At 61.9% G+C, this 22,438-nt stretch carries 22 protein-coding genes; 13 read left to right on the forward strand and 9 right to left on the reverse strand.

Going from position 1 to position 22,438, the window contains the following annotated elements; translation table 11 throughout:
* The first annotated feature begins 14 nt into the window (after positions 1 to 14).
* Positions 15 to 983, forward strand: a complete 969-nt coding sequence (locus F7R20_RS17435) for a GlxA family transcriptional regulator (RefSeq protein WP_003203240.1) — start codon at positions 15 to 17, stop codon at positions 981 to 983.
* A 6-nt stretch (positions 984 to 989) separates the two neighbouring features.
* On the opposite strand, the gene kefC is transcribed toward F7R20_RS17435, so the two are convergent.
* From kefC to F7R20_RS17455, 4 genes are all read right to left on the reverse strand, one after another.
* The gene (gene kefC, locus F7R20_RS17440) at positions 990 to 2,816 is read right to left on the reverse strand and encodes a glutathione-regulated potassium-efflux system protein KefC (protein WP_003203237.1); all 1,827 of its coding nucleotides are present in this window, start codon (positions 2,814 to 2,816) and stop codon (positions 990 to 992) included.
* A gap of 1 nt (position 2,817) precedes the next feature.
* Positions 2,818 to 3,339: a glutathione-regulated potassium-efflux system oxidoreductase KefF gene (gene kefF, locus F7R20_RS17445; protein WP_003203235.1), complete on the reverse strand. Its 522-nt coding sequence runs from the start codon at positions 3,337 to 3,339 to the stop codon at positions 2,818 to 2,820.
* Between the two features lie 177 nt (positions 3,340 to 3,516).
* Positions 3,517 to 4,851, reverse strand: a complete 1,335-nt coding sequence (locus F7R20_RS17450; RefSeq protein WP_003203233.1) for a sensor histidine kinase — start codon at positions 4,849 to 4,851, stop codon at positions 3,517 to 3,519.
* A complete protein-coding gene (locus F7R20_RS17455) occupies positions 4,848 to 5,558 on the reverse strand; it encodes a response regulator (protein WP_003203231.1) in 711 nt (236 codons plus the stop codon). Before F7R20_RS17455 ends, F7R20_RS17450 begins: the two co-directional genes overlap by 4 nt.
* A gap of 378 nt (positions 5,559 to 5,936) precedes the next feature.
* Between F7R20_RS17455 and F7R20_RS17460 the strand changes: the two genes are divergently transcribed.
* The 4 genes from F7R20_RS17460 to F7R20_RS17475 all read left to right on the forward strand — a co-directional run bounded on the left by F7R20_RS17460 (position 5,937) and on the right by F7R20_RS17475 (position 8,959).
* Positions 5,937 to 6,725, forward strand: coding sequence for an MlaA family lipoprotein (locus F7R20_RS17460; protein ID WP_003203229.1), 789 nt, complete (start codon positions 5,937 to 5,939; stop codon positions 6,723 to 6,725).
* Positions 6,718 to 6,954, forward strand: coding sequence for a hypothetical protein (locus F7R20_RS17465; RefSeq protein WP_003203227.1), 237 nt, complete (start codon positions 6,718 to 6,720; stop codon positions 6,952 to 6,954). Before F7R20_RS17460 ends, F7R20_RS17465 begins: the two co-directional genes overlap by 8 nt.
* A gap of 154 nt (positions 6,955 to 7,108) precedes the next feature.
* The gene (locus F7R20_RS17470) at positions 7,109 to 8,410 is read left to right on the forward strand and encodes an Nramp family divalent metal transporter (RefSeq protein WP_003203225.1); all 1,302 of its coding nucleotides are present in this window, start codon (positions 7,109 to 7,111) and stop codon (positions 8,408 to 8,410) included.
* Between the two features lie 69 nt (positions 8,411 to 8,479).
* Positions 8,480 to 8,959 carry a VOC family protein gene (locus F7R20_RS17475; RefSeq protein ID WP_003203223.1) on the forward strand — a complete coding sequence of 160 codons (480 nt, stop codon included), beginning with the start codon at positions 8,480 to 8,482 and terminating at the stop codon, positions 8,957 to 8,959.
* A 216-nt stretch (positions 8,960 to 9,175) separates the two neighbouring features.
* On the opposite strand, the gene F7R20_RS17485 is transcribed toward F7R20_RS17475, so the two are convergent.
* Positions 9,176 to 9,577 (reverse strand): RidA family protein, encoded by a 402-nt coding sequence (locus tag F7R20_RS17485; protein ID WP_003203221.1) that lies wholly within the window; start codon positions 9,575 to 9,577, stop codon positions 9,176 to 9,178.
* Positions 9,578 to 9,709: 132 nt separating this feature from the next.
* Here F7R20_RS17485 and F7R20_RS17490 point away from each other — a divergent pair, with 132 nt between their 5' ends.
* Together F7R20_RS17490 and F7R20_RS17495 are read left to right on the forward strand one after the other, a co-directional pair.
* On the forward strand, positions 9,710 to 10,636 hold the full coding sequence (locus F7R20_RS17490; protein WP_003203219.1) for a LysR family transcriptional regulator: 927 nt from the start codon (positions 9,710 to 9,712) through the stop codon (positions 10,634 to 10,636).
* A gap of 34 nt (positions 10,637 to 10,670) precedes the next feature.
* Entirely contained in the window at positions 10,671 to 11,063 is a 393-nt protein-coding gene (locus F7R20_RS17495; protein WP_003203217.1) for a GFA family protein, read from the forward strand.
* Positions 11,064 to 11,068: 5 nt separating this feature from the next.
* On the opposite strand, the gene F7R20_RS17500 is transcribed toward F7R20_RS17495, so the two are convergent.
* From F7R20_RS17500 to F7R20_RS17515, 4 genes are all read right to left on the reverse strand, one after another.
* On the reverse strand, positions 11,069 to 12,517 hold the full coding sequence (locus F7R20_RS17500) for an aldehyde dehydrogenase family protein (protein WP_003203215.1): 1,449 nt from the start codon (positions 12,515 to 12,517) through the stop codon (positions 11,069 to 11,071).
* Positions 12,518 to 12,721: 204 nt separating this feature from the next.
* Positions 12,722 to 13,903 (reverse strand): NAD(P)/FAD-dependent oxidoreductase, encoded by a 1,182-nt coding sequence (locus tag F7R20_RS17505; protein ID WP_003203213.1) that lies wholly within the window; start codon positions 13,901 to 13,903, stop codon positions 12,722 to 12,724.
* Positions 13,900 to 14,298 carry a RidA family protein gene (locus tag F7R20_RS17510; RefSeq protein ID WP_003203211.1) on the reverse strand — a complete coding sequence of 133 codons (399 nt, stop codon included), beginning with the start codon at positions 14,296 to 14,298 and terminating at the stop codon, positions 13,900 to 13,902. The genes F7R20_RS17505 and F7R20_RS17510 overlap by 4 nt, the downstream gene beginning before the upstream one ends.
* Complete coding sequence (locus tag F7R20_RS17515) at positions 14,288 to 15,424, reverse strand: DSD1 family PLP-dependent enzyme (protein ID WP_003203210.1); 1,137 nt, start codon at positions 15,422 to 15,424, stop codon at positions 14,288 to 14,290. The genes F7R20_RS17510 and F7R20_RS17515 overlap by 11 nt, the downstream gene beginning before the upstream one ends.
* A gap of 95 nt (positions 15,425 to 15,519) precedes the next feature.
* Here F7R20_RS17515 and F7R20_RS17520 point away from each other — a divergent pair, with 95 nt between their 5' ends.
* The 6 genes from F7R20_RS17520 to F7R20_RS17545 all read left to right on the forward strand — a co-directional run bounded on the left by F7R20_RS17520 (position 15,520) and on the right by F7R20_RS17545 (position 22,438).
* A complete protein-coding gene (locus F7R20_RS17520) occupies positions 15,520 to 16,404 on the forward strand; it encodes a LysR family transcriptional regulator (RefSeq protein ID WP_003203208.1) in 885 nt (294 codons plus the stop codon).
* Between the two features lie 453 nt (positions 16,405 to 16,857).
* Positions 16,858 to 17,526, forward strand: a complete 669-nt coding sequence (locus F7R20_RS17525) for a haloacid dehalogenase type II (protein WP_003203206.1) — start codon at positions 16,858 to 16,860, stop codon at positions 17,524 to 17,526.
* A 36-nt stretch (positions 17,527 to 17,562) separates the two neighbouring features.
* Positions 17,563 to 18,837 carry an NAD(P)/FAD-dependent oxidoreductase gene (locus F7R20_RS17530; RefSeq protein ID WP_003203204.1) on the forward strand — a complete coding sequence of 425 codons (1,275 nt, stop codon included), beginning with the start codon at positions 17,563 to 17,565 and terminating at the stop codon, positions 18,835 to 18,837.
* A gap of 85 nt (positions 18,838 to 18,922) precedes the next feature.
* The gene (locus F7R20_RS17535) at positions 18,923 to 20,566 is read left to right on the forward strand and encodes an ABC transporter substrate-binding protein (protein WP_003203203.1); all 1,644 of its coding nucleotides are present in this window, start codon (positions 18,923 to 18,925) and stop codon (positions 20,564 to 20,566) included.
* Positions 20,567 to 20,609: 43 nt separating this feature from the next.
* A complete protein-coding gene (locus tag F7R20_RS17540; protein WP_003203201.1) occupies positions 20,610 to 21,566 on the forward strand; it encodes an ABC transporter permease in 957 nt (318 codons plus the stop codon).
* Positions 21,563 to 22,438, forward strand: a complete 876-nt coding sequence (locus F7R20_RS17545) for an ABC transporter permease (RefSeq protein ID WP_003203197.1) — start codon at positions 21,563 to 21,565, stop codon at positions 22,436 to 22,438. The genes F7R20_RS17540 and F7R20_RS17545 overlap by 4 nt, the downstream gene beginning before the upstream one ends.

Below are 22,438 nucleotides of genomic sequence, written 5' to 3' on the forward strand. Positions count from 1 at the left end.
ATTCGTTTCCAGTCATGATCAAAAAACTTCGAGTCGGTCTGCTCCTGTTTCCCGGCTGCATGCCCGCGGGCCTGTTCGCGTTCGCCGATCTGCTGCATGCCGCCAACCGCAGAAGAGGGCGGGTGCTGTTCGAGGCTCGCTACATCGCGTTGCAGGCCGGGCCGGTGGTATGTGCCCATGGCGTGGCCCTGCAGGCGGAAGCGGTGTTGGGCAGCGCGGGTTTGGATGCCGTTCTGGTTCCTGGCTTCTGGGCCGAATCGGCCGAGCAGGTGAATGCGGTGTTGGCTGAACAGACAGCCCTCGTGAGCGCGCTGTCCAAGCATGCCCGATCGCTTCAGCTCTGGTCCTATTGCACCGGTGTCTGCCTGCTGGCCGCCGCCGGTCGATTGGACGGGCAGGGCGCGACAGTGACCTGGTGGCTGGCGCAGGCGATGCAGCAGCAGTATCGAAAAGTCCATTGGCAAAGCGAGCAGAACTGCGTGTTCAACGAGCGCACGGCGACCGCGTCCGGGGTGAACGGCTACCTGCCCATCGCCGAAAAGCTCATCGAACGCAGCGTCAGCAGCGACGTACTGCGCGATATCACGCGGCTCATGGTGCTGCCGCGCCCGGCCATTCCCCATGCGGCGTTCCAGGGCACTGCCCTGATCGAGCAACCCAGCGGATGGTTGCGGCACTTGCATGGGTTGATCGAACAGATGCCGGCCGAGCGGGTCACCGTCCAGGCCCTGGCAAGCGAACTGGCGGTGTCCGAGCGCACGTTGGCACGCAAGGTCAGCCGTGAAACGGGTGAGACTGTCGCGGCCTACGCCCGGCGCATCAAGTTGAACCAGGTCAGCGAACGCCTGACGTTGACGGCGCTGCCTCTCGCCAGCATCGGCGCCGAGCTGGGTTTCAGCAGCAGTTCCAATTTGCAGCGTATGTTCAAGGCGCTGACCGGGCTGACGCCGGTGGTGTACCGGCGCAAGTTCGGGCGTGTGTGACGCCGGTCAACCGGCCGTCTTTTCCGTTTCGTTGCGATGATGTTCCTGCCAGTTGTCGACGGGGCGGGCACGGTCTTCGTTGAACATGTCCGTGAGCAGCGCATTGGCGCGCCGGTAGGCATCGTGGCGGAACTTGAGGTCATCTTCCGGCTGGGCGACGATTTCCTCCAGCATCTTGAGGTTCAGCCGTCGGAACTGGTCAGCCCGCTCGCGCGCTTCGTAAGCCCCGACGCCCATGTGCTCCAGCGCACTGCGACCCAATGACAGCGCGCTCTCGAAGGTTTCCCGCTCGGCCGCCTCCACGCCCATCTGCCGCAGGGTGATGAGGTGGCCCATGTCCCGCGCCCGCACGATCAACTGCAACGCAGGGAAGTGCTCCTGGGCCAGTCGGGTCAGCGTCAGATTGTCTTCCCGATCGTCGATCGCATTGATCAGCACCACCGCTTGGGCCGCGCCTGCTGCATGCAACAAGTCGAGGCGTGTGGCATCGCCATAAAAGACTTTCACGCCGAACTTGCGCAGCGTCTCGATGTTGTCCGGGTCGTGATCCAATACCACCACCTCGACGCCGCAAGACATCAACAGACGTCCGGCGATCTGGCCGAAACGGCCGAACCCGGCGATGATCACCCGTGGGTTCTGCTGATCGACGAGGTCGGATTCGCGTTTGTTTTTCTTGGCAACGGACTCGAATCGATCCAGCAACACGATCAGCAAGGGCGTCAGGCACATGGACAAGGCCACCGCCAGGGTCAGGCTCTTGCCCCATTGATCGGTCAAGATGCCGGCCACGGTCGCCGCACCAAACACCACGAAGGCGAACTCGCTGCCTTGGCCCAGCAACACCGCCTGCCAGGAGCGCTGGCCGGCGGGGACGTTGAGGAACCGGCCCGCCATCTTGATCACCAGCAGCTTGATCAGAATGAAACCCAACGTCAGGGTGACGACCTTCAGCGGTGCGTTGATCAGGGTGCCGAAATCGATCGACATGCCGACACCGATGAAGAACAAGCCCAACAGCAGGCCTTTGAACGGCTCAATGTCGCTTTCCAGGGCATGGCGGTATTCGGAGCTGGCGAGCAGGACCCCGGCGAGGAACGCGCCCATGGCCATCGACAAACCGGCCTCTTCCAGCAGAAAGCCGAAGCCGAACACCAGGAACAGCGCGACGGCACTGAATATCTCGCGCAAGCCTGAGCGTGCCGCGAAGCGCAGCAGCGGCCGTGTCACGTAGCGTCCCAACAGCACGACGATGGCGATGGCGGCGACGATTTTGCCAATCGATAGCAACAACGCCGTGCCCGAAGGCGTGTCGCCGTGGGCTGACAACAGCGGAATCATCGCCACCAGCGGAATCGCCGCGATGTCCTGGAACAGCAGCACGGCAAAGCTGCTGCGGCCGACGGCGGTGGCGGTCAGGTTGCGTTCGCTCATCGCCTGCATGGCGATGGCCGTGGAGGAGAGGCTCAGGGTCAGGCCGACCAGCAGCGCTGCCGTCCAGTTCAGGCCAAGGGCCGTGCAGAACAAGCCAATGGCAGCGCCACAGGCGAGCATCTGCAGGGCGCCACCACCAAACACCATCTTGCGCAGGGCCCAGAGCCGTTTGGGGTCGAGCTCAAGGCCGATGATGAACAGCATCAGCACCACGCCGATTTCAGCGAATTCCAGAATGGCCTTTACGTCGGTAATCAGCTTCAGCCCCCATGGGCCGATGATGCACCCGGCCAGCAGGTAACCCAATACCGGACCCAGGCCAAACCGAACGGCAATCGGTACGATCAGCGTCGCCGAGGCCAGGTAGATCAGCATTTCAATCAGGCTGTGCGTCTCCATTTCAATCTTCCTTCCAGGCGGCCAGGCGTTCGCCGTAGTGTTCGATTTGTGCGTGTTGGGCCTCAGGGTCGGCGGCATAGGCGCCATGCACGACCACCGGCTCCAGCCAGCGCATGCCGCAGTAAATGGCCGTGGCGTGGAGCGGTTGGGCCAGCGCCGAAAAATCGGGGTAGTCGCCGATCGCAAAATGCGCGTGATCGCCACCGGTGGTAACGGCCCACAGCAAGCGCTTGCCTTTGAGGGCGATGGCGTCTTTACCGTAGGCCCAGCCGTGGGTGAATACCTTATCGATCCACAGTTTCAGCAGGGGCGGTGTGCTGTACCAGTACATCGGGTGCTGGAGGACGACAAGCTCTGCTTGTTCCACCGCTCGCTGTTCCGCCTCGACGTCGATGTCGAAGTTGGGGTAAAGCTCGTAGAGCGAACGTATGACCACGTCCGGGTTGGTCGACACTCGCTTGAGCATCTGCTGGTTGACCCGCGATTTGTCGGGGTAGGGGTGCGCATAAATGATAAGAATCATCGGTGAATTCCTTGGTTTGGCTCCGTCGATTCCTGTCTGTCGTGAGCGCGAACGATGGCATTGAGTCGGGCGATACAAACAAGAGCACCTTCCTGGAACAGGGTCCAGGCCGGAAAAACCGGACATCCTACCGAGGAAGGGGCTGATTGTTTAGAGCGGATCGGTACATCGGGCACTTCAGTCAAGCGGCAGCGAGACCCTGGCCTCCAACCCGCCGCCGCGTCGATTCCTCAGGGTCAGCGTGCCGCCATGCTCCAGCACTGTCGCCCGGGCCGCCGACAGGCCCAGCCCGACGCCGCCGGTGTGTTTGTTGCGAGAGCCTTCGATGCGAAAGAACGGCGTGAAGACCTGCTCAAGGTGTTGCGCGGCGATGCCTGGTCCGCGATCCAGAATGCAAATGTCCACACGATTGGCATCGGCCTCGAGTCGAACAGTCGGCGCGTTGCCATATTTGATTGCGTTGTCGATCAGGTTGACCAAGGCGCGTTTGATGCCGATGGGGCGGCCGACATAAACCAAGCGGTGGGCGTCATCGAATGCGACCTCGGTGCCGGCGTCCTTGAGGTCATCGACGATGGTGTGCAGCAGCTCGGCCAGGTCGAACGCGGTGGCATGTTCCAGGCGGGCATCGTCGCGGAAGAATTCCAGGGCTGAGTTGATCATCGCCTGCATTTCGTCCACGTCCCTGAACAAGCGCGATTGCTGCTCGGCATCCTCGATGAATTCCCCGCGCAGGCGCATGCGCGTCAACGGCGCGCGCAAGTCATGGGAGATGGCGGCGAGCATCTGCGTGCGGTCTTGCAGAAAGTGCTTGAGCTGGGCCTGCATGGCATTGAAGGCGAGGATCGCCTGGCGGATTTCGTGGGGGCCGATGACCGGAATCGGTGGTGCCTGGTGGTCGACGCCGAAGCGTCTGGCGCCTTCGGCAAAGCGTTGCAAGGGGGCTGCCAGGTGTCGCGTGGCGATCAGCGCGACGATAATCGTCGACACCAGGATCAGCGCCAGCATGATCAGGCTGCGCTCCCATTCCTCCAGTCCCCAACTGCGCGCAGGCAGGGAAAACGCGACCCACGAGTGGTCGGTCAATTCGATCATCGCGGCGTAGCGTGCGCCGGGCTGGCCGGCGTGCCAATCGCTTGGCTCATAGCCCTCGATCCTCGCATCGGGCCGGCCCAACTGTTGGCGCAACCGCAGTGCGCCATCGTTGTATTCGGGGTCGTCGATCACTGGCAGCTTGGCATCTTCATGGCGTTGGAGCCATTGCGCGTTGAAGCTCTGATCACTGGCCGCCCTGGCAATGGTGGGCCGCTGTTCGGGCGCTGCCGAGTCGATGATGCGTGTGATGGCGGCGACCTTTTCAATCAGGCCGGTTTCCATCAGGGGCGGGCGGGCCCAGGCATCAGCCAGTTGGCTGAACAGCGCGTTAAGGGCCAGCAATGTCAGCATGGCGACCAGGGTGGTCAGGGCGATCCACCGCGCCAGCGTATCCCTTGGCCGTCGAGTGTATTTCATCGCTTCACCACGTGGGGGCTGAAGAGGTAGCCGCTGTTGCGCACGGTACGGATCATCGATACGCCGGTGAGATCGGTCTCCAACTTGCGCCGCAATCGACTGACCTGGACATCGATGCTGCGGTCAAACGCATCGAAGGTTTCGCCGCGAGCCAGGTCCAGCAACTGCTGGCGGGTCAGCACCCGGCGCGGGTGTTCGGCAAACACCAGCAGCAGTTCGAACTCCCCGGTGGACAGCGGGATCATGACCTTGTCCGGTGAACGCAGTTCGCGCCGGGTGACGTCCAGTTGCCAGTTTTCGAACTCCAGGATTGGCCGGGAGGAGTCGTTCAGCGTGTCCCTGGCTTCACCGGTGCGCCGCAGCACGGCACGCACCCGGGCCAACAGCTCGCGGGCGTCGAACGGCTTGGTCAGGTAATCGTCCGCCCCCAGCTCCAGGCCGACGACGCGGTCACTCAATTCGCCCATGGCGGTGAGCATGATGATGCCGACCGTGTGCTCGGCCCGCAGTCGTTGGCAGAGCACCAGGCCGTTGTCGCCCGGCAGCATGACGTCGAGGATGATGAGGTCCGGCACCCGCCGTTCCACCGCCTGCCACAAGGCGGTGCCGTCGGCGGCCACATCCACGCTGTAGCCATGTTGTTCGAGGAATTTGCGCAAGAGGGCGAGGACTTCGAGGTCATCGTCCACCAGTAATAAATGGCTCACGGTGGGCACGCAGGGTAATGAATACAGGAGGCGATACTAGGGTCAATCCAGGGCCTGCGTCATATATTTCAATCCGGCAATAAAGTTGCCGGCGGGCAATATTCTGGAAATCTCCAGGCAAAAAAACAGCGGCAGGATGGCCTTTGATGTCGGTCAGTTAAAAACGAGTCAGCCCTACACAAAACCTGTGGCGAGGGGATTTCTGTGGGAGCAAAGCTTGCTCGCGAAACAGGCGCCTCGATACTTGAAAGTCCGCGTCGCCTGCATCGCGGGCAAGCCTTGCTCCCACAGCAAGCGTCCTCCTCTTCACAAGGGTTGTGTCTGGCACCGTTTCCTAGCTGATTGGCAATTCCCCATTCCTCGTCGAGATCAACCTGTATGCCGATCACCAGACCCGCTCCGTTGTTTGTTCGATCCACCGTTGTGGTTGTATTGACGGCACTCGCCAGCGGTTGCTCCAGCACACCAGCTGCAAAACCAGGCTCCTGTGAACGCGCGACCTATACCGTTCACGATCCCGCAGAACCGGTCAACCGCGGCATCTTCGTGTTCAATCGGACCGTGGATGACTATGCGCTGGCCCCGGTTGCCCGTGGTTATCTCAAGCTGCCGGAGATGTTCCAGGCCGGCGTCCACAACTTCGTGGCGAACTTCGGTGAGCCCAAGGTGTTCATCAACGACTTGCTGCAAGGCAATGCACAACGCTCGGTCAACACACTGGGGCGGTTCGTCATCAACACCACCGCGGGCATCGTCGGGCTGATCGATGTGTCGGGCAAGCTGGGCATCGAGCGCCACAAGGCCGATTTCGGCCAGACCTTCGGCGTCTGGAACGTCGCCCCCGGACCGATCGTGGAACTGCCGTTGCTGGGCAGCGCCAACCTGAGAGACGCGACGGGCAAAGTGCTGAGTTTTGCCGTCGACCCGTTTGGCGGCAACAGCAGCACCGTCGATACCCTGGGTACGATCAACACCGTCGGCGGTGTTGTCGATGGCCGCGCCGAGGCATTGCCGCTGACCGACCAGTTGCAGACCGAACCGGATTACTACGCGGCGCTTCGTGATGCAACGGCGCAGCGGCGTGCCGATCTTGTCGCCCAAGGCAAGTTGGGAGCGGTGGTGCAGGAAGACCCGCAATGCCAGGACGGAGCCGCTGCAGATGAATAACCAGGCGTTGGTACTGCATCGGCGAATGCGCGCGCTCGATCCGGATGTGCTGCATTGCCGTGAGGTTGAACTGCGGTTGGCCGAGGATGGCCGCCACGTGCTGCTCAACCGATATGTCGAGTTGTATCGCCATGAACACGTCAGTTGGTGCGCCATCCAGCAGCATCGGGTGCCGTTGGCGAGGATGGTGCGCTGGATGGTCGATAACGGCGAGCAGGTGAGGGGTTAGTGGCAATTTGCTCCTGGAATACAACGGTACTTTGAGAGCGGATGCCATGAAACATTTCTACATAATTACGCATTAATAATGGTTGTACGACGTCGTATCTAATATGTTCGACTGTGGCCGTTTCTCACAAAAAAAATAAACGGAGATTCCATCCATGACGAGCATTCCTTCCGCTGAAGGCCAGGCTGCGGCGTCCACGCAAGGCCGTTTCGTTCGCCTGCTCAAGCTTCTCGGTCCCGGCATCATTGCGGTCCTTTCCTGGCTGGGCGCCGGCGACTTGATCACTTCATCCGTGGCCGGCGCGAATTATGGCTACGCGATGATGTGGGTACTGGCGGTCTCTCTGCTGCTGCGTTACCTGATCGTCAACATCATCGCGCGCTTCCAGCTCTGCAATAACCAGGGCATGACCATCCTGCAAGGTTATGCCCAGCTCAATCCGTTTTTCGCCTGGTTCCTGTTGGTGTATGCGTTGCTCATGGGGCACCTGATGAACGCCTACATGATCAAGGGGGCTGGCGAAGCCTTGGCCATGTTGCTCAAGATCGACTATCCAATGCTGTGTTCGGTGGCTGTGGTGTTGGCGGTGTGGATGCTCGTCGGGCGTAATATCTATTCGATGATCGAAGGCGTGATGAAAGGGCTGCTGGCGATCATGACGCTGGCGTTCCTGGCCCTGGCGGTGATGTCCGGCCCGGATGTCGCCGGCATTGTCAGAGGCACCATCGGCTTCAGTATCCCGCCCGATGAAGGGGTGCACGGCGCGTTGCTGGTAGCCGTCTCGGTGATCGGTGCGGTGGCCGGTTCGATCGCCAACTTCGTTCATCCGTATGTCATGCGCCAGAAGGGCTGGGTAGGGCCTGAACACAAGCGTATCCAGCGTAACGACCTGCTGTTTGCGGTGTTTGTCGGGATCATCATCAACCTGGCCATCTGGATCGTCGGCGCGGAAATCCTGCGGCCCAACGGCATCGAGGTCAACACCTTGGGCGATTTGGGCAAGGCCCTGGAAATGTTCTTCGGTTCGATCGGTTGGTACGTGTTCTTTATCGGTGTGTTTGCCACGCTGTTCGCCAGCATCTCCGGCAAGACCACGGCGTTCCCGATGCTCATCACCGACGCCTTCCAGCACGTACGGCCCGAGCGCCGGGAACGTTACGGCAAAGAGTTCCACCGTGACCCGATGCACAAATGGTTCATGCTGTTCATTCTCGTGACGCCACTGATCTGGTCGCTCCCCGGCATGCCGGACTTCGTCACGCTGACCATCGGCGTCAACGCGCTGAACATCATCGGCTTGCCGGTGATTTCCCTGGGCCTGCTGATCATGTCCAACCAGAAGTCCCTGCTGGGCAAGGAATACCGCAACAACCTGTTCGAGAATATTGCGCTGGTGTTTGCCACCGGCCTGGCGTTGTGGGTTGCGTTTCAGTTGGGCGTCGATCTGTTCACCTGAGGCCCGGTAACCTGCAACTTTCGGAGGGACTGCTAGACTTTATCGTCCAGTCCCATTTGGAGAGCCGGCATGAACAATAAAAACAGGATATGCCTCTGGTACGACGGTACCGCACAGGAAGCTGCGGAGTTCTACGCCAAGACGTTTCCCGACAGTGCGGTGAACGCTATCCATCTTGCCCCGGGCGATTATCCGTCGGGCAAGCAAGGCGATGTGATCACCGTGGATTTCACGGTGATCGGCATCCCTTGCATCGGCCTCAACGGCGGGCCGACGTTCAAGCACAACGAGGCTTTTTCATTTCAGATCGCAACCGATGACCAGGCCGAAACGGACCGCTTGTGGAACGCGATCATCGACAACGGCGGCCAGGCGAGCGCCTGCGGCTGGTGCAAGGACAAGTGGGGGCTGTCGTGGCAGATCAGCCCTCGCGTGTTGGTTGACGCGGTCACCAGTTCCGATAAAACGGTCGCCAAGCGTGCCTTCGAGGCCATGATGACGATGACCAAGATCGACATTGCCGCGATTGAAGCCGCGGTGAAAGGCTAGCCGACGAATCACCACCATCATTCCCCTGTGGGAGCGAGCTTGCTCGCGATAGCGCCGGCACAGCCAACATTGATGCAAACTGACCCACCGCTATCGCGAGCAAGCTCGCTCCCACATTGGTGGGTGGTGACTTCTATTTTTCGACCAGCACAGATCCCCCTGTGGGAGCGAGCCTGCTCGCGAAGGCGCCGGTACAGCCACCTTGATGCAGCGGACCTATAGAGTGGTTTCAGGCAACCTGGCTATCACCTTGATCTCGAACTGAAACCCATACAGCCACGTCACGCCCACCGCCGTCAGCGTCGGATGCGGCGCGCTGCCCCAGAACTCGGGCACGACGCTCCAGACCCGCTCGAAGGTCGATTCGGGGTCGACCATGAAGACCGTGACGTCCACCACATCGTCAAAGCTGCAATCGGCCGCGGCGAGTATCGCCTTCAGGTTGTTGAACGCCAGCCGAACCTGAGCTTCCAGGTCGGGCTCCGGCGAACCTTCTTCGGTGCTACCAACCTGTCCCGAGACGAACAGAAAACCATTGGACCGAATCGCCGGCGAATAGCGATTACGCTCATAGAGTGCCCGGCGTCCAGGCGGGAAAACCACGTCGCGCTGTGTCATGAATATCTCCATCAAAGAGTGGGTTCCAAACGATGAACTCACTCTAGGGGCTTGTGTCCAGGCGATAAACGAGCAACCTTGGCGATCACTGTTTGTAGAAACCAAACAATCGGATCGACACCCGAGGCACAAATGGATCGTTTTGATGCGATGCAAGCGTTCGTTCGAGTCGTGGAGGCGGGCAGCTTCACCAAGGCGGCTGAAACCCTGCACATGAGCAAGACCACCGTGACCCAATTGGTGCAGCAGCTCGAGGCACGGTTGCGGGTCAAGTTGCTCAACCGCACCACGCGCAAGGTCAACGTCACCGCCGATGGCGCGGTCTATTACGAGCGGGTGATCCGGCTGCTGGCCGACATGGACGATGCCGAGACCAGCGTTTCCGGCGCCCAGGCGTTACCTCGCGGGCGACTGCGGGTGGACGTGCCGAGCCCGCTGGCGGCGATGATCCTGATACCGGCCTTGCCAACGTTCTACGGGCGATACCCGGACATCCAGATCGACATGGGCGTCAGCGATCGCATCGTCGATATGCTCGATGAGAATGTCGATTGCGTGGTGCGCGGTGGTGAGTTGAGGGATCAGTCGCTGATCGCCCGGCGTGTCGGCGACCTTGCCCTTGGTGTCTTTGCCGCGCCGAGTTACCTGGCACGGTTCGGCATGCCCGCGCATCCGCGCGAACTGGAAGATTCGCACCACCGCACCGTGGGTTTCCTGTGGGCACGCACCGGCAAATCCTTGCCCTACGCCATGCGTCGTGACGGTGAGCTGCTTCACGTCAAAGGGCGCTACGCGCTGGCCATCGACGACGGCAACGCTTACCTCGCGGCCGGTTTGGCAGGGCTGGGCGTGCTCTGGCTGCCCAAGTACATGTCCGGGCCTCATCAAGCGCAGGGCGGGTTGGTGCCGCTGTTCGAAGACTGGCACCTCGAGCCGATGCCGCTGTATTTGGCCTATCCCCCGAACCGGCACATCAGCGCCAAGTTGCGGGTGTTCATCGACTGGGTCGTGGAGCTGATGGCGCAACATGCGCCTATCATTGATCGACATGTATCTTGAAAGCCGACTGCCCAGTGTGTAGAGGAGACCCACCATGGACCGATTCACCGGTGGTTGCCTGTGCGGCAACGTTCGCATCCAAGCCTCGGGCCGTCCGTATCGGGTTGGCCTCTGTCACTGCCTCGACTGTCGCAAGCATCACGGCGCGCTCTTCTACGCTGCCGCCGTTTTTCCCCAGGATGCCGTGACGATCGAAGGTGAAACACGGGATTATGCCGGACGCTTTTTCTGCCCTCGCTGCGGCTCGTCGCTGTTCGCCCGCTCGGGTGACGAAATAGAAGTGCACCTTGGGACGCTGGACGCCCCCGATCAACTGATGCCCACCTACGAAAGCTGGACCGTGCGCCGTGAGTCCTGGCTGCCGGCGTTTCCGCTCACCCGACACTACGAGCATGATCGCGAGTGGACAGGGCGGGCCGAGGAGTAGGGCGGTCATTCGAAGCCGACAATCGCCTTGATCTCCAAATACTCCTCGAACCCGTGAACCCCATACTCACGACCATTGCCCGAACGCTTGTACCCACCGAACGGTGCCATCGGGTTCCACGCCGGGTAGTTCAACAGCACTTGCCCTGCGCGAATACGCGACGCAACGGCGCGGGCAAGATCAAGGTCCTGGCCCTGGACATGCGCGCCCAGCCCATAGACGGTGTCGTTGGCGATGGCGACGGCTTCATCCAACGTGTCATAGGCAATGATGCACAGCACCGGGCCGAAGATTTCTTCCTGGGCGATGCGCATGGCGCTGTCGACCTGCGAGAAAACCGTGGGGCGGGTGTAGAAGCCTTGTTCGAGACCCTCCGGGCGTCCTGGGCCGCCGCAGACAAGCTTGGCACCTTCATTCATGCCCACTTCGATCATGGCTTGCACGCGATTGAACTGGGCCTCGTTGGCGATGGGACCGAGCACGGTTGCTTCCAATTGTGGATCGCCCACGATGATCGCGTTGGCGGTGGCAGCAGCCAACGCCTCGACTTCCGCCAGGCGGTTCCTTGGCACGATCATTCGGGTCGGTGCGCTGCACGATTGGCCGACGTTGCGAAATGCCGACATCACGCCCGGCGGCACGGCCTTGGCGAAGTCGGCGTCGGGCAACAGCACGTTCGGTGACTTGCCGCCCAACTCTTGGGTAACGCGCTTGACTGTAGGGGCGGCGGCCTGGGCCACCAGTGCGCCGGCGCGGTTCGAGCCGGTGATTGAGATCAGGTCGATGTCGGGATGCGCCGCCATGGCCGCGCCGACCTCGGCACCGCTACCGTTCACCAGGTTGAAGACGCCGGCAGGCAGGCCAGCGTCATGCACCAATTGTGCGAAGAGAAGGGCACTCAGGGGCGACAGTTCGCTGGGTTTCAACACCACCGTGCAACCGGCGGCAATCGCCGGGGCGACTTTGGCGGTGATTTGATACAGCGGCCAGTTCCACGGCGTAATGAGGCCGCAGACGCCGATGGGTTCGCGTTGAATGGCCGTGCCATGCTCAATCTTCTGGAAGTTGTAAGTGGACAGCACATCGCGGGCCACCCGAACGTGTTCGGCGGCCAGCGGCACTTGCATGGCCCGTGCGAAGCCGATGGCCGCGCCCATTTCCAGCGAGAGCACCTGGGCCAGTTCTTCTTTGCGTTCAAGGATCAGCGCATGGATCTTTCCCAGGATCGCCACGCGCGCTTGCACCGAAGTGGCGGACCAGTCGGGAAATGCTGCGCGAGCCGCCGCTACGGCGCGGTCAACGTCTTCGCCGGACCCTCGGGCGACCTCGGCAATGACTTGCTCGGTAGCGGGATTGACCACGGGCAGCGTGGCCGGGTATGCCGGAGACTGCCAGTCACCATTGATATAGAACTGCTGGGACGTAGGCGGGGTGTTCAAAAAGGGGGTGGTCATCCAACGGGCTCCCATAGAGCGGTGATAGCACTGCCGGCGACAGATCCTGAGGCCGTTTTCTTCTCGATAAACTAACAAAGCGGCCCGGATGGGATATGCCGTTCTCAAGCCTGGCAAAGAAGAATCTGCTGTATCTGCCGGGCTAACTTGGCAAAAAAAGTGGCAGCGTCCGTCCGGGGCAAAAAGGGCGCCCAGTCGCTTGTGTCATATGAGTCTGCCGGTGCCAGGCGTGCTCATCTGAGGCATTGTCAGGGCGGTCGGTTCGGTGAACCGGCGAATATCAAAGGGGCTGATCAGGGTGCGGGTGCTGCCGGTGCTGATCAGCTCGGCCATGACGTCGCCGACGCCGGGGCCGAGCTGGAAGCCATGCCCGCAGAACCCAAAGGCATAGAACAACCCCTTGACCTTGCCGCTTGGCCCCATGATCGGCAGCGAGTCTGGCGTATAGCTTTCGATGCCGCTCCACACCCGGATAATGTTGAGGTTCGCCACCCCGGGCAGCAGGCGGCTCATCTGATGCATCTGGTTGAGCAGGCTCTCGGGCTTGAAGTAGGCGCGACGGTTGATCATGTCCGGTTTGCAGCGGTTACCGCCGCCGATGATGAGGTTGCCTCGGGGGATCTGCCGGAAATAAATCACCTCCTCCTTTATCTTGGTGAACACGCCGATCACGGTCGGCAAGGCATAGGGCACCGGCTCGGTGACCGACATCTGTGGGCCATTGGCTTCCAACGGCACCGCTTCGCCGAATTGTTCGGACAGCTTCGCCCCCCACGCGCCCGCCGTGATCAGCAGTTGCTCGGCGATGAATAGCTGGCCGTCGGTGGTGGTCACGTGGAATTGGTCATTCACCTTTTGCACCGTGGCGACTTCTGTTCGCTCGCGGATGCTGGCCCCGGCCCGTGTCGCCGCGCGGGCAAATGCCGGGGCGGCCAGGCGCGGGTTGGCGTGGCCGTCGTGAGGGGCGTACGAGCCGCCCTTGACCTGCGCGCCGAGGAACGGGAAACGTGCGTGCAAGGCCTTGCCGGTGATGATCTGCAAGTCCAGTTCGCGGGCTTCGGGGGCGGCGGCGTAGGCTTCAAGCTCGGCGATTTCGTCCTCGCGATAACAGACGCGCATATGGCCGCTGGGGATGAACTCCAGGTCATCGCCAATCAACTCGGGGAGCCGTTTCCACAACCCGTACGAGCGATTCGACAGTTCCAGCTGGCCGAGGAATCGCCCTTGGCGTCGCACGTTGCCGAAATTCACGCCACTGGCGTATTGGCCGATCAGGTCGCGTTCCAGCAGGGTCACCGAGTGCCCACGCTGGCGCAGGAAAAACGCCGACGCCGACCCCATGATGCCGCCGCCGATAATCAGTACATCGCTTTTTTCTGGCTTCATGATGTTCTCTCACTCCCTGCCAGCGCTTCGATTTCGATCAGGTACCCATGGTGCAAGGCGGGGACGGGCACCACCGCGCGCGCAGGCCGGTGTTCGCCGAGATAGCGGGCGTAGATCCGGTCGAAAGCCGGCCAGTGTTCGATGCCGGCGACATAGACCGTCACTTTCAGCAGGTCGCTGGGGCTGCGGCCTGCTGCGCCGAGAATCGCCATCAGGTTGTCCAGGGCGATGGCGGCTTGCACTTCGAACGGTTGGTCGACGCTGTGGCTGCCATCGGTGCGTATCGGCAGTTGCCCGGACACGTACAAGACGCCCTGGTGCAAGACCGCTTGGGCGTAATGTCCGCCCGCAGCGGCCGCCTGGGTTGTGTGAATCAACTCGATTTCACCAGCCATGCAGACGACTCCAGGTGTGCACCGCGCCCGAGGCATCGCAGGCGCGGTAATCAGGGAATTGCGCACCGGTGGCGCAGGCGTGGTTGGGCAGGATGCGCAGGCGACTGCCGATGGGAAACCGCTCGGTGATATCGATGTCCGCGGGACTGGAAAGGGTGACGATGCCGTGCTCCTGGTTGGCGCTGGTGAGCAGGGCGCCTTCGATCCAGTCGCCAGCTTCGCTGCACACTTGCCCATACCCGAAATCCCGTTGCTGGCGCTGCGTACCCCGATCACGACTCATGGCCATCCAGCCGGCATCGGTGATGATCCAGCCTTTGTCCGGCTGGTGACCGATGACTGTGGTCAGTACGCTCAGGGCCAGCTCATCCGCCTGGCAAACACCGATGTTGTGCATCACCAGGTCGAAGAATACATAGACGCCGGCGCGCACTTCAGTAACGCCTTCCAGGCTTTGCGCCGAAAGTGCCGTGGGTGTGGAGCCGATGCTGACCTCGGGGCAGGCCAGCCCGGCTGCGCGGATGCGTTGGGCGGCGCTGACGCAGAGGTGGCGTTCTTGTTCGGCCAAGGCTTGCAGCGCTTGGGGCGTATCGAGCTCGTAGCTGGACCCGGCGTGGGTCATGACGCCGCAAAGCTGCATGCCGCCTTCGCTGAGTCGCCGCGCGATGTCGACAAGTGCATCGTCTTCAACGCGCACGCCGGACCGATGACCGTCGCAATCGATCTCGATCCAGACCTCGAAACGTTCGTCGTGCTGCCTGCCGAACTCGACGATGGCCTGCGTCGCCGCCAGGCTGTCGGTCAAGATGCTCAATCGACAGCCCTTGCGCCGCAGCGTCAGGGCCTGGGCCAGTTTGCCGGGTGCCATGGACACGGCATAAAAGATGTCGCGGATGCCTTCGGCGAAGCAATGCTCGGCTTCCTTAAGGGTCGACACGGTGATGGCGCTGGCGCCTGCTGCAAGCTGCGCCCGAACCACCGGCAGGCATTTGCTGGTCTTGATGTGCGGGCGCAAACGCACGCCCAAGGCGTCCATGCGTTGTTGCATGCGCTGGATATTGCGCTGCATTCGCGGCACATCGATGAGCGCGACCGGGGTATCGAGGGAAGCAATTGAGACTGGCATGAACGAGACTCGCGGGTGAAAGACAGGCTCGACTCTACTCAGTCATCGTAAAGCCGTGGTTCAATGCGCTGTCATCAATCATTAAGTTGAACTGAATGATCAGCCTCGAAGACCTGCGCATGGCCGTGACGCTGGCACGCTGCGAATCGTTGAGCGCCGCTGCCAGGGCCCTCAATGTTTCGCCGCCGGCGCTGTCCATGCGCCTACGCAAACTGGAGACGCTCCTGGGCCTGACCCTGGCCAATCGCGACGCCCGGCGGCTGAGCCTGACCGCTGACGGCGAGCGTTTCTCGCGCCAGAGTGCGCTATTGCTGGAACAGCTGGAGGCGCTTCCCGAATCGTTCAGGCAGCAAGACGATCAACTGGCCGGCACTCTCAGGCTGGCGGCACCGTTCGGCTATGGACGCCAACGCCTCGCGCCGCTGCTGGCCCGTTTTGCCAGGTTGCACCCGCAGCTATGCCTGCATCTGGATCTTCGGGAAACGCCCTGGCCTGACCGTCATGACAGCGATGCGGTGATTCACATCGGTCACCTGAGCGACAGCCAGTGGGTCGCCCGACCCCTCACGCAAAATGACCGATGGCTGTGCGCCAGTCCCGCTTACCTGGAGCAGAACGGCACACCGCTAGCGCCGGAGCAACTCGCCGAGCATCGCTGCATCTGTATTCGTGAGAACGATGAAGATGTCACCCTGTGGCACTTGCGCAATGCGCACGGGCGCAAGACCCTGCGGATCAAGCCTGCCTTGTTGAGCAACGACGGCAGCGTGGCCCGACGCTGGGCCGAACAGGGCCTGGGGCTGGTGCTGCGTTCGCAATGGGACGTCAGCAAAGCCATCGCCGACGGCCGCCTGGTACGGGTGCTCGCCGATTGGCAATTCGACAGCGCCCCAATCAACCTGCTGGTGCCCTCGCGCAAACTGCGCAGCGCGCGGGTGCAGGCGTTGGTGAGCTTCCTGGAGGCCGAACTGAAGGTCTGAATAGGACACTGCTCCTACCGACCACCGCCATCGCGAGCAAGCTCGCTCCCACAATGGATCTGCGGCGTTCCTTGAACCGGTGTCCACCACCATCCCCCTGTGGGAGCGAGCCTGCTCGCGATGACGCCGGCCCATTCACCGCGGATGCTGAAGCTGCTGCGCCAAGCGTAGATTCTGCCGAAAACAACTCTTTGCAGAGCCGTTTGGCGCACCATAAATGCCCCCAAACCCACAGAAACACGGGCACGACGCCCACGCCTGGAGCATCCCGCAAAGTCTGCTGAGCGAGCCCCGCAAAACGGTGGTTTGTACCAAGCGGCCGGTATTTTTAACGATTTATCCACGGTCTCATGGTGTTGTAATGAAAACGTGATGCAGCGTTGCACCGATGCCTCACGAAAGGCGCCATCGTTCGCCTCGTCGAGCCTTCAACAACAATCCAGGACCGCACTCATGAGCTTTCTTCGACCCAAGTACATCACCTTCGACTGCTACGGCACGTTGACCAATTTCCAGATGGGCACCATGACCCGCGAGCTGTTCGCCGACCGTGTCGACGCCGGGCAGATGGACCAGTTCGTCAAGGACTTCTCCGCTTATCGCCTGGACCAGGTGATGGGTGACTGGCGGCCCTATGATGAAATCATCAAGACCTCCCTGATGCGGGTCTGCAAGCGTTGGGGCGTCGAATATCGTGGCGAAGGCCAGCTCTATTACGACGCCGTGCCAACCTGGGGCCCCCACGCCGATGTACCGGCGGGCCTGTCGAAAATCGCCGACAAGATCCCCCTGGTGATTTTTTCCAACGCGATGGACGAGCAGATCATGTCCAACGTCGACAAGCTCGGCGCACCTTTCCATAAAGTCTTCACGGCCCAGCAGGCCCAGGCCTACAAGCCGCGCCTGGCCGCCTTCGAGTTCATGCTCGATAACCTTGGCTGCGGACCGGAAGACGTCCTGCATGTGTCGTCGAGCTTCCGTTACGACCTGATGTCGGCCCACGACATGAAGATCAAGCACAAAGCCTTCGTCGCCCGCGGTCATGAACACCCGGCCAACGCTGCCTTTGGCTACCACCAGATCCCGGACATCGGCGGGTTGCCCGCGCTGGTCGGGCTCTGAGTCTCGACGCACGCTTGAAGGCGAAAGGGGTTAGACATGGGCAGTGAGTCCTATTGGCTCGACACCGCACCGGCGTTCACCGGTGCTCAACTCGGCGGATTGCCCGGGCAGGTCGATGTCGCCATCGTCGGTGGCGGCTTCACCGGCCTGGCGGCGGCGCGGGCCCTGGCCTTGAAGGGGGCCAGCGTGGCGGTGCTGGAAGCGGGCAGGGTGATTGGCGAGGCGTCAGGGCGCAATGGCGGGCATTGCAGTACCGGCGTGGCCCAGGATTACGCGGCACTCACCGCCAGCCTCGGCGCCGACAAGGCTCGGGCGTATTACCAAGCCTATGAAAGCGCCGTGCAGAGCGTCGTGACGCTGGTGGAGCAAGAGCAGATTGCTTGCGACCTCAAGCGCAACGGCAAGCTCAAGCTGGCCGCCAAGCCGATGCACTACGAAGGGTTGGCGCGCACCTGTGAGTTGATCCGCAAGGAAGTCGACGCCGAGGTCGAGCTGCTGTCGGCCCGGGAGACGCGGGAGGAAGTCAATTCGGCGCAGTTTCACGGCGGCCTGTTGCAGCGCAATGGCGTGCAGATGCATGTCGGGCGTTTCGGCGTCGGCCTGGCGGAAGCGGCCGCCCGTCACGGTGCGTTGATCTTCCAGGGGGTGGCGGTGCAGGACTGGAAGACCAGTGCCGGCGGTTATCGAGTCAACACCAGCAAAGGGACGCTGCAGGCCTCGCAGATCCTGCTGGCGACCGGCGCCAGTCAGCAGGGCGGCCTGGGCTGGTATCGGCGGCGAATCGTGCCGGTGGGCAGCTTCGTCGTCGCTACCGAGGTCCTGCCCCAGGCGCTGATCGACAGCCTGCTGCCGGCCCGGCGCTCCTATGTCACCAGCCGCATGATCGGTAACTACTTTCGCCTGACCCCGGACAACCGTTTGCTGTTTGGCGGTCGTGCGCGGTTTGCCATGTCCGACAGCGTGTCCGACGCCAAGAGCGGCAAGGTGCTGCAAGCGGCGATGGTGCGGATGTTCCCGCAGTTGGCGAACACCCGGATCGACTATTGCTGGGGCGGCCTGGTGGACATGACCTCCGATCGCCTGCCCCGGGCCGGCCAGCATGGCGGGGTTTATCACTCCATGGGCTACAGCGGCCACGGTGTGCAGATGTCGGTGCACATGGGGCAGGTGATGGCCGAGGTCATGGCCGGCAAGGTCGAGGCCAACCCTTGGCGCGAACTGGATTGGCCGGCCATTCCCGGACACTTCGGCAAACCTTGGTTTTTGCCGCTGGTCGGCGCGTATTACCGCTTGCAGGACTACCTGCACTGAGTTTCACCGCGTTGTTTGGCGTTTCAACCACGTTGCGTTAACGCACGTAATCGAGCCCTATCATTTTCCGAAAGGTAGAACTGACATGAGTGACAATAAAAACGGCATCAAAGACCAGTTGATCACCGGTACAGAAAGTCTGCGTGTTTTCGAAGGGCTCAACCGCGGTATGTCGCGCCGCCATGCATTGCAGATGCTCGGGCTGGCCGGTGTAGCCGCGGCGGGTGCCGGCAGTCTGTTCGGTGCCGCCGGCAAGCTGCTTGCCGATGAGCAGGCAAGCCCCGGCAAAGGCAAGCCCGGCGGGCGTATCCGGGTCGCCGGTATCTCCAGTTCCACCGCCGATACCCTGGACCCGGCCAAAGGCTCATCGTCCACGGACTACGTGCGTCATTACATGTTCTACAACGGCCTGACGCGTTTCGACAGCCACATGGTGCCGCAACTGGAACTGGCCGAACGCATGGACACCACCGACGCCACGCTCTGGGTGATTACCCTGCGCAAGGAAGTGACCTTCCACAACGGCAAGGGCCTCACCGCCGCCGACGTGGTGTTTTCCCTGATGCGTCACAAGGACCCGATCACCGGTTCCAAGGTCTTGCCGCTGGCCGAGCAGTTTGCCGAGGTCAAGGCTACCGGCACCCATGAAGTGCAGATACGCCTGAGCGGCCCGAATGCCGAGCTGCCGTCGATCCTTGCCGTATCCCACCTGTTGATCGTCCCCGAGGGCACCAGCGACTTCAACCAGGGCATCGGCACCGGCCCGTTCAAGGTCAAGGAATTCAAGCCTGGGGTGCGTTCCATCGGTGCGCGCAACACCAACTACTGGAAGCCTGGCCTGCCGTACCTCGACGAAATCGAATTCATCGGCATCGGTGACGAACCGTCACGGGTCAACGCGTTGCTGTCGGGCGACGTGCAGATCATCAATGAGGTCAACCCGCGCTCGACCACGCGCATCAAGGACAGCACCACCCATCGCGTGGTGGATTCGCCGTCGGGTAACTACACCGACCTGATCATTCGCCAAGACCAGATGCCCGGCCAGAGCCCGGAGTTTACCGAGGCGATGAAACTGCTGCTGGACCGCGAACAGGTCAAGTCGGCGATCTTCCGTGGGTTCGCCAGGGTCGGTAACGACCATCCGATTGCGCCCGGCTCTCGTTTCTACAACGCCGACCTGCCGCAACGGACCTACGATCCGGAGAAGGCCCGTTTCCTGCTGAAGAAGGCCGGCATGGAAAACATCAGCATGCCGGTGATGTGCTCGCCGGCCGCCACCGGTTCGGTCGACGTTGCCGTGCTGCTGCAGCAATCGGCCAAGGAGGCCGGGCTCAAGCTCAACGTCAATCGGCTGCCGAGCGACGGCTATTGGTCCAACCACTGGGCCAAGCACCCGCTGAGCTTCGGCAACATCAACCCGCGGCCTAACGCCGACATGTTGTTCTCGCAGTTCTTCCAGTCCACGGCACCGTGGAACGAATCCGGCTGGAAAAACCCGCAGTTCGACCAGTTGCTGATCCAGGCTCGCGGTGAAACCGATGAGGCCAAGCGCGGGCAGATGTATGCCGACATGCAGACCCTGGTGCATGACCACAGCGGCATCGGCATCCCGGTGTTCATCAGCAACATCGATGGCGTCGACCAACGCGTCAAGGGTTATGGCACCAACCCGCTGGGCGGTTTCATGGGCTATATGTTCGCTGAGCAAGTCTGGCTTGACGCTTGATGCGTGTTGTCTTGCGGCGTGACATGGCACAAGGGGTAGGGCGATGAATAGCAACACACTTTGGTTGATCGGCCGGCGCCTGGGCGCTGCGGTCGTGACCCTGTTGATCGTATCGATGGTGGTGTTCGCCATTACGGCGGTGTTGCCGGGAGACGCGGCGCAACAGTCCCTTGGACAGTTCGCCACGCCTGAGCAAGTGGCGGCGCTGCGGGTGAAGATGGGCCTGGACCAACCGGGTGTGTTGCGCTACCTGCACTGGTTGATGAGCCTGCTCAGCGGCGACATGGGCGTGTCGATCTCCAACGCCACGCCGGTCAGCGAGTTGATGGCTGGCCGGGTGCCCAACACGCTGATGCTGGCGGCGGCCACGGCGCTGGTGTCGGTGCCGGTAGCGTTGATCCTGGGCATCGGCTCGGCGATGGGGCGAGGAGGGCGTATCGACGGCTTCCTGAGCTTCTTCACCCTGACGATGGTGGCGGTGCCGGAGTTCCTGGTCGCCACCCTTGCCGTGCTGATTTTCGCGGTGAACCTGGGCTGGCTTTCGGCGCTGTCCTATTCCAGCGAGATCACTTCGCCGCTGCAATTCATGCGCACCTATGCCTTGCCGGTGATGACCCTGTGCTGCGTCATCGTCGCGCAAATGGCGCGCATGACCCGGGCGGCGGTGATCGATCAACTCGACAGCCCCTACGTGGAAATGGCCCGCCTCAAAGGCGTGAGCCCGGTGCGGGTGGTGCTGCGCCATGCCTTGCCCAATGCCATCGGGCCGATCGCCAATGCCATCGCCCTGAGCCTGTCCTACCTGCTGGGTGGGGTGGTGATCGTCGAGACGATTTTCAATTATCCCGGCATCGCCAGCTTGATGGTCGATGCCGTGACCAACCGCGACATGGCGTTGGTCCAGGCCTGCACCATGCTGTTTTGTACGGCGTACCTGGTGTTGGTGCTGGTGGCTGACCTGTGCGCGATCCTGTCCAATCCGAGGCTGAGAAACCAATGAACAATCTCATTGTGAAATCCCCGCCTGCGGCGCCCGAACTGGCCTTGGGCAAGGTGTCGCGCAAAACCCCCTGGCTCGGCCTGATCGGCGCCGCGATGTGTGTGATCTGGTTGCTGGTGGCTATCTTAGGGCCATGGCTGGCGCCGCACCCGGTGGGGGAAGTGGTCTCCGACAATGTCTTCGACAACCTCAGTGCCGCTTATCCGCTGGGCACCGATTACCTGGGCCGCGACATGCTCAGCCGCATTCTGGTGGGCGCGCAGTTTACCGTTGGCCTGGCGTTGGTGGCGGCGGTGCTGGCCAGTGGGCTGGGCACCAGTTGCGCGTTGCTGTCGGTGGTTTCGCCGAAGTGGCTGGATGAGCTGATCAGCCGCCTGATGGATGCCTTCATTTCGATCCCGAGCAAGATGCTCGCGCTGATCATGGTCTCGGCGTTCGGCTCGTCAGTGACCCTGCTGGTCTGCACGGCGGTGCTCAGCTTCATGCCGGGGGCGTTTCGTATCGCCCGCAGCATGGCGGTGAACATCGAGGCCCTGGAATACGTGCAAGTGGCCCGCACCCGTGGCGAACGCCGGCTGTACATCGCCTGCGTGGAAATTCTGCCGAACATGCTCAACCCGGTGCTGACCGACCTGGGCCTGCGTTTTGGCTTCATCGTCCTGCTGCTCAGCGGCATGAGCTTCCTCGGCCTGGGCGTGCAACCGCCGGATGCCGACCTGGGTTCGCTGGTGCGGGAAAACATCGGCGGCCTCAACCAGGGCGCGCCGGCCATCGTGATTCCAGCCCTGGCCATCGGCACCCTGACCATCGGCGTCAATCTGTTTATCGACCGCTTGTCTTCGCGGCGCAACCGACGTACGGGAGGCCATTGA

The sequence above is a fragment of the Pseudomonas brassicacearum subsp. brassicacearum genome, from assembly GCF_008801605.1.
Lineage (GTDB): Bacteria > Pseudomonadota > Gammaproteobacteria > Pseudomonadales > Pseudomonadaceae > Aquipseudomonas > Aquipseudomonas brassicacearum.

Excerpts from the sequence above, each read along its gene's own strand:
- F7R20_RS17510 (WP_003203211.1), bottom strand. The coding sequence starts at position 14,298 with ATGGCTGGTGAAATCGAGTTGATTCACACAACCCAGGCGGCCGCTGCG.
- F7R20_RS17450 (WP_003203233.1), bottom strand. The coding sequence starts at position 4,851 with ATGAAATACACTCGACGGCCAAGGGATACGCTGGCGCGGTGGATCGCC.
- F7R20_RS17500 (WP_003203215.1), bottom strand. The coding sequence starts at position 12,517 with ATGACCACCCCCTTTTTGAACACCCCGCCTACGTCCCAGCAGTTCTAT.
- F7R20_RS17520 (WP_003203208.1), top strand. The coding sequence starts at position 15,520 with ATGATCAGCCTCGAAGACCTGCGCATGGCCGTGACGCTGGCACGCTGC.
- kefC (WP_003203237.1), bottom strand. The coding sequence starts at position 2,816 with ATGGAGACGCACAGCCTGATTGAAATGCTGATCTACCTGGCCTCGGCG.
- F7R20_RS17460 (WP_003203229.1), top strand. The coding sequence starts at position 5,937 with ATGCCGATCACCAGACCCGCTCCGTTGTTTGTTCGATCCACCGTTGTG.
- F7R20_RS17470 (WP_003203225.1), top strand. The coding sequence starts at position 7,109 with ATGACGAGCATTCCTTCCGCTGAAGGCCAGGCTGCGGCGTCCACGCAA.
- F7R20_RS17525 (WP_003203206.1), top strand. The coding sequence starts at position 16,858 with ATGAGCTTTCTTCGACCCAAGTACATCACCTTCGACTGCTACGGCACG.
- F7R20_RS17495 (WP_003203217.1), top strand. The coding sequence starts at position 10,671 with ATGGACCGATTCACCGGTGGTTGCCTGTGCGGCAACGTTCGCATCCAA.
- F7R20_RS17535 (WP_003203203.1), top strand. The coding sequence starts at position 18,923 with ATGAGTGACAATAAAAACGGCATCAAAGACCAGTTGATCACCGGTACA.
- F7R20_RS17545 (WP_003203197.1), top strand. The coding sequence starts at position 21,563 with ATGAACAATCTCATTGTGAAATCCCCGCCTGCGGCGCCCGAACTGGCC.
- F7R20_RS17435 (WP_003203240.1), top strand. The coding sequence starts at position 15 with ATGATCAAAAAACTTCGAGTCGGTCTGCTCCTGTTTCCCGGCTGCATG.
- F7R20_RS17490 (WP_003203219.1), top strand. The coding sequence starts at position 9,710 with ATGGATCGTTTTGATGCGATGCAAGCGTTCGTTCGAGTCGTGGAGGCG.
- kefF (WP_003203235.1), bottom strand. The coding sequence starts at position 3,339 with ATGATTCTTATCATTTATGCGCACCCCTACCCCGACAAATCGCGGGTC.
- F7R20_RS17505 (WP_003203213.1), bottom strand. The coding sequence starts at position 13,903 with ATGAAGCCAGAAAAAAGCGATGTACTGATTATCGGCGGCGGCATCATG.
- F7R20_RS17475 (WP_003203223.1), top strand. The coding sequence starts at position 8,480 with ATGAACAATAAAAACAGGATATGCCTCTGGTACGACGGTACCGCACAG.
- F7R20_RS17540 (WP_003203201.1), top strand. The coding sequence starts at position 20,610 with ATGAATAGCAACACACTTTGGTTGATCGGCCGGCGCCTGGGCGCTGCG.
- F7R20_RS17485 (WP_003203221.1), bottom strand. The coding sequence starts at position 9,577 with ATGACACAGCGCGACGTGGTTTTCCCGCCTGGACGCCGGGCACTCTAT.
- F7R20_RS17515 (WP_003203210.1), bottom strand. The coding sequence starts at position 15,424 with ATGCCAGTCTCAATTGCTTCCCTCGATACCCCGGTCGCGCTCATCGAT.
- F7R20_RS17530 (WP_003203204.1), top strand. The coding sequence starts at position 17,563 with ATGGGCAGTGAGTCCTATTGGCTCGACACCGCACCGGCGTTCACCGGT.
- F7R20_RS17465 (WP_003203227.1), top strand. The coding sequence starts at position 6,718 with ATGAATAACCAGGCGTTGGTACTGCATCGGCGAATGCGCGCGCTCGAT.